Here is a 5585-nt window from a genome sequence, read left to right on the forward strand (position 1 = left end):
TTTAATCTTGACGATGACCTACTCTCACATGGGGAAACCCCACACTACCATCGGCGATGCATCGTTTCACTACTGAGTTCGGGATGGGATCAGGTGGTTCCAATGCTCTATGGTCGTCAAGAAATTCGGGTACTGAGTCGTGACCAGTTGGCCTCGCTTCAGCAAATTGGGTATGTGATAGCTTTCGGTGTTTGCAAGAGTCGAACTTTCGGTTCATTTCGTCTTCACACACCGCAATCTGGTGCTCTTTCGCTTTTAAGCTCGAAGCAAGCAAATTGCTTGGGTGTTATATGGTCAAGCCTCACGGGCAATTAGTATTGGTTAGCTCAACGCCTCACAGCGCTTACACACCCAACCTATCAACGTCGTAGTCTTCGACGGCCCTTTAGGGAACTCAAGGTTCCAGTGAGATCTCATCTTGAGGCTAGTTTCCCGCTTAGATGCTTTCAGCGGTTATCTATTCCGAACATAGCTACCCGGCAATGCCACTGGCGTGACAACCGGAACACCAGAGGTTCGTCCACTCCGGTCCTCTCGTACTAGGAGCAGCCCCTCTCAAATCTCAAACGTCCACGGCAGATAGGGACCGAACTGTCTCACGACGTTCTAAACCCAGCTCGCGTACCACTTTAAATGGCGAACAGCCATACCCTTGGGACCGGCTTCAGCCCCAGGATGTGATGAGCCGACATCGAGGTGCCAAACACCGCCGTCGATATGAACTCTTGGGCGGTATCAGCCTGTTATCCCCGGAGTACCTTTTATCCGTTGAGCGATGGCCCTTCCATACAGAACCACCGGATCACTAAGACCTACTTTCGTACCTGCTCGACGTGTCTGTCTCGCAGTCAAGCGCGCTTTTGCCTTTATACTCTACGACCGATTTCCGACCGGTCTGAGCGCACCTTCGTACTCCTCCGTTACTCTTTAGGAGGAGACCGCCCCAGTCAAACTACCCACCATACACTGTCCTCGATCCGGATAACGGACCTGAGTTAGAACCTCAAAGTTGCCAGGGTGGTATTTCAAGGTTGGCTCCACGCAGACTGGCGTCCACGCTTCAAAGCCTCCCACCTATCCTACACAAGCAAATTCAAAGTCCAGTGCAAAGCTATAGTAAAGGTTCACGGGGTCTTTCCGTCTAGCCGCGGATACACTGCATCTTCACAGCGATTTCAATTTCACTGAGTCTCGGGTGGAGACAGCGCCGCCATCGTTACGCCATTCGTGCAGGTCGGAACTTACCCGACAAGGAATTTCGCTACCTTAGGACCGTTATAGTTACGGCCGCCGTTTACCGGGGCTTCGATCAAGAGCTTCGCGTTAGCTAACCCCATCAATTAACCTTCCGGCACCGGGCAGGCGTCACACCCTATACGTCCACTTTCGTGTTTGCAGAGTGCTGTGTTTTTAATAAACAGTCGCAGCGGCCTGGTATCTTCGACCGGCATGAGCTTACGGAGCAAGTCCTTCACCCTCACCGGCGCACCTTCTCCCGAAGTTACGGTGCCATTTTGCCTAGTTCCTTCACCCGAGTTCTCTCAAGCGCCTTGGTATTCTCTACCCAACCACCTGTGTCGGTTTGGGGTACGGTTCCTGGTTACCTGAAGCTTAGAAGCTTTTCTTGGAAGCATGGCATCAACCACTTCGTTAACTAAAAGTTAACTCGTCATCAGCTCTCGGCCTTAAGATCCCGGATTTACCTAAGATCTCAGCCTACCACCTTAAACTTGGACAACCAACGCCAAGCTGGCCTAGCCTTCTCCGTCCCTCCATCGCAATAACCAGAAGTACAGGAATATTAACCTGTTTTCCATCGACTACGCTTTTCAGCCTCGCCTTAGGGACCGACTAACCCTGCGTCGATTAACGTTGCGCAGGAAACCTTGGTCTTTCGGCGTGGGTGTTTTTCACACCCATTGTCGTTACTCATGTCAGCATTCGCACTTCTGATACCTCCAGCAAGCTTCTCAACTCACCTTCACAGGCTTACAGAACGCTCCTCTACCGCATCACTTACGTGATACCCGTAGCTTCGGTGTATGGTTTGAGCCCCGTTACATCTTCCGCGCAGGCCGACTCGACTAGTGAGCTATTACGCTTTCTTTAAAGGGTGGCTGCTTCTAAGCCAACCTCCTAGCTGTCTAAGCCTTCCCACATCGTTTCCCACTTAACCATAACTTTGGGACCTTAGCTGACGGTCTGGGTTGTTTCCCTTTTCACGACGGACGTTAGCACCCGCCGTGTGTCTCCCATGCTCGGCACTTGTAGGTATTCGGAGTTTGCATCGGTTTGGTAAGTCGGGATGACCCCCTAGCCGAAACAGTGCTCTACCCCCTACAGTGATACATGAGGCGCTACCTAAATAGCTTTCGAGGAGAACCAGCTATCTCCGAGCTTGATTAGCCTTTCACTCCGATCCACAGGTCATCCGCTAACTTTTCAACGGTAGTCGGTTCGGTCCTCCAGTTAGTGTTACCCAACCTTCAACCTGCCCATGGATAGATCGCCCGGTTTCGGGTCTATTCCCAGCGACTAGACGCCCTATTAAGACTCGCTTTCGCTACGCCTCCCCTATTCGGTTAAGCTCGCCACTGAAAATAAGTCGCTGACCCATTATACAAAAGGTACGCAGTCACCCAACAAAGTGGGCTCCCACTGCTTGTACGCATACGGTTTCAGGATCTATTTCACTCCCCTCTCCGGGGTTCTTTTCGCCTTTCCCTCACGGTACTAGTTCACTATCGGTCAGTCAGTAGTATTTAGCCTTGGAGGATGGTCCCCCCATATTCAGACAAAGTTTCTCGTGCTCCGTCCTACTCGATTTCATGACTAAGAGATTTTCGCGTACAGGGCTATCACCCACTATGGCCGCACTTTCCAGAGCGTTCCGCTAATCTCAAAGCCACTTAAGGGCTAGTCCCCGTTCGCTCGCCACTACTAAGGGAATCTCGGTTGATTTCTTTTCCTCAGGGTACTTAGATGTTTCAGTTCCCCTGGTTCGCCTCTTACGCCTATGTATTCAGCGTAAGATAACCATCTTATGATGGCTGGGTTCCCCCATTCAGACATCTCCGGATCAAAGTCTGTTTGCCGACTCCCCGAAGCTTTTCGCAGGCTACCACGTCTTTCATCGCCTCTGACTGCCAAGGCATCCACCGTATGCGCTTCTTCACTTGACCATATAACCCCAAGCAATCTGGTTATACTGTGAAGACAACATTCGCCGAAAATTCGATTTGGCTCTTTCGAGCCACTCACAAATTTTACCTTAGCCTGATCCGTTACCAGTGAAAGTAACGTTCAGTCTATCTTTCTATCACATACCCAAATTTTTAAAGAACGATCTAATCAAAGACTAGAAATCAACATTCACCATCATCACAATGGAATGCTCATTTCTAAGCTTTCAACAAACAGAAGCAGTAGTGGTGGAGCCAAACGGGATCGAACCGTTGACCTCCTGCGTGCAAGGCAGGCGCTCTCCCAGCTGAGCTATGGCCCCGTATTTCTACAGGCGTTTCCCACACAAAATTGGTGGGTCTGGGCAGATTCGAACTGCCGACCTCACCCTTATCAGGGGTGCGCTCTAACCAACTGAGCTACAGACCCAATTTCGGGCTGCTTCTTTATCGTCTTCTTCAATGAATCAAGCAATTCGTGTGGGAACTTATGGAGCAGCTGATGTCGTCGATTAAGGAGGTGATCCAGCCGCAGGTTCCCCTACGGCTACCTTGTTACGACTTCACCCCAGTCATGAATCACACCGTGGTAACCGTCCTCCCGAAGGTTAGACTAGCTACTTCTGGTGCAACCCACTCCCATGGTGTGACGGGCGGTGTGTACAAGGCCCGGGAACGTATTCACCGCGACATTCTGATTCGCGATTACTAGCGATTCCGACTTCACGCAGTCGAGTTGCAGACTGCGATCCGGACTACGATCGGTTTTATGGGATTAGCTCCACCTCGCGGCTTGGCAACCCTCTGTACCGACCATTGTAGCACGTGTGTAGCCCAGGCCGTAAGGGCCATGATGACTTGACGTCATCCCCACCTTCCTCCGGTTTGTCACCGGCAGTCTCCTTAGAGTGCCCACCATTACGTGCTGGTAACTAAGGACAAGGGTTGCGCTCGTTACGGGACTTAACCCAACATCTCACGACACGAGCTGACGACAGCCATGCAGCACCTGTCTCAATGTTCCCGAAGGCACCAATCTATCTCTAGAAAGTTCATTGGATGTCAAGGCCTGGTAAGGTTCTTCGCGTTGCTTCGAATTAAACCACATGCTCCACCGCTTGTGCGGGCCCCCGTCAATTCATTTGAGTTTTAACCTTGCGGCCGTACTCCCCAGGCGGTCAACTTAATGCGTTAGCTGCGCCACTAAGAGCTCAAGGCTCCCAACGGCTAGTTGACATCGTTTACGGCGTGGACTACCAGGGTATCTAATCCTGTTTGCTCCCCACGCTTTCGCACCTCAGTGTCAGTATCAGTCCAGGTGGTCGCCTTCGCCACTGGTGTTCCTTCCTATATCTACGCATTTCACCGCTACACAGGAAATTCCACCACCCTCTACCATACTCTAGTCAGTCAGTTTTGAATGCAGTTCCCAGGTTGAGCCCGGGGATTTCACATCCAACTTAACAAACCACCTACGCGCGCTTTACGCCCAGTAATTCCGATTAACGCTTGCACCCTCTGTATTACCGCGGCTGCTGGCACAGAGTTAGCCGGTGCTTATTCTGTCGGTAACGTCAAAACAATCACGTATTAGGTAACTGCCCTTCCTCCCAACTTAAAGTGCTTTACAATCCGAAGACCTTCTTCACACACGCGGCATGGCTGGATCAGGCTTTCGCCCATTGTCCAATATTCCCCACTGCTGCCTCCCGTAGGAGTCTGGACCGTGTCTCAGTTCCAGTGTGACTGATCATCCTCTCAGACCAGTTACGGATCGTCGCCTTGGTGAGCCATTACCTCACCAACTAGCTAATCCGACCTAGGCTCATCTGATAGCGCAAGGCCCGAAGGTCCCCTGCTTTCTCCCGTAGGACGTATGCGGTATTAGCGTCCGTTTCCGAACGTTATCCCCCACTACCAGGCAGATTCCTAGGCATTACTCACCCGTCCGCCGCTCTCAAGAGAAGCAAGCTTCTCTCTACCGCTCGACTTGCATGTGTTAGGCCTGCCGCCAGCGTTCAATCTGAGCCATGATCAAACTCTTCAGTTCAAACATCTTTGGGTTTTTAAGAAACCCTAAACTTGGCTCAGCAATCGTTGGTTACATCTTTGATTTCTCGCGGAGTAACTTGTGATGCTGATAATCTTGTTGACTATCAGTCTGACTCCACAAGCACCCACACGAATTGCTTGATTCAGTTGTTAAAGAGCGGTTGGTTAAGATCTTTCGTCTCAACCGAGGCGCGCATTCTACAGCAGCCTCATTTGCTGTCAAGTGATTATTTTCAGAAGCTTTCGAAGATTTCTTCAACAACTTCAACCACTTGCGCTTCTGATCTCTCATCAGCGGGAGGCGAATTCTACAGCGTTACACGCTGCTGTCAACACCTCTTTTTCAACTTC

2 tRNA genes and 3 rRNA genes are annotated in these 5585 nt (G+C 51.0%); all 5 read right to left on the reverse strand.

From position 1 onward, the window contains the following. Positions 1–5 precede the first annotated feature (5 nt). The 5 genes from rrf to G9Q84_RS28975 all read right to left on the reverse strand — a co-directional run bounded on the left by rrf (position 6) and on the right by G9Q84_RS28975 (position 5232). A 5S ribosomal RNA gene (gene rrf, locus G9Q84_RS28955) occupies positions 6–121 on the reverse strand. Positions 122–290: 169 nt separating this feature from the next. Next, positions 291–3182 (reverse strand): 23S ribosomal RNA (locus G9Q84_RS28960). A gap of 247 nt (positions 3183–3429) precedes the next feature. Continuing rightward, positions 3430–3505: transfer RNA gene (locus tag G9Q84_RS28965), tRNA-Ala, on the reverse strand. Between the two features lie 30 nt (positions 3506–3535). Further along, positions 3536–3612, reverse strand: a tRNA-Ile gene (locus tag G9Q84_RS28970). Between the two features lie 83 nt (positions 3613–3695). Further along, a 16S ribosomal RNA gene (locus tag G9Q84_RS28975) occupies positions 3696–5232 on the reverse strand. Together the 16S, 23S and 5S rRNA genes with 2 tRNA genes alongside form the textbook arrangement of a ribosomal RNA operon. Positions 5233–5585: the final 353 nt, after the last annotated feature.

The sequence above is a fragment of the Pseudomonas sivasensis genome, from assembly GCF_013778505.1.
Taxonomy (GTDB): domain Bacteria; phylum Pseudomonadota; class Gammaproteobacteria; order Pseudomonadales; family Pseudomonadaceae; genus Aquipseudomonas; species Aquipseudomonas sivasensis.